Origin of the sequence: Mesorhizobium sp. M8A.F.Ca.ET.202.01.1.1, from assembly GCF_004791595.1 — a bacterium.
Taxonomy (GTDB): Bacteria; Pseudomonadota; Alphaproteobacteria; order Rhizobiales; family Rhizobiaceae; genus Mesorhizobium.
This window is the reverse complement of the sequence record NZ_SRUN01000348.1, coordinates 1-278: the sequence shown is the minus strand read 5'-3', so window position 1 is coordinate 278 and position 278 is coordinate 1. Positions and strand designations below refer to the sequence as shown.

The window sequence follows — 278 nt, the reverse complement described above, 5'->3', positions numbered from 1 at the left end:
ACGACTGTCTCTGACCCTCGATTTTCGGGTCAGCCAGGAACTTGGGACCGATGAATGTAAGCCAGGAAATCGCCTTCATGCCGTTGTGCATGAACGGCAAGGCTGCATTCAGATCCTCGACGTCGACGGCCCAGTAGCGTTTCGCCCACGCGAAAATCTGCGCGAAAGCGGTCGCCTTGAAGTAGGGTTCGTACAGGTGACAAAATCCAGCATGGCCGGACAGATACTTGATCTGTTTTCCCAATTCGTTGGCCAGGCTCGCCACGAGGGCCGGCGCA

The 278-nt window shown here is 56.5% G+C and carries 1 protein-coding gene; it reads right to left on the bottom strand.

Annotation, left to right across the window (positions count from 1 at the left end; genetic code table 11):
* Nucleotides 1–278: type VI immunity family protein (locus EN845_RS35150; RefSeq protein ID WP_135931367.1), on the bottom strand; the 278-nt coding region annotated here is incomplete at both ends.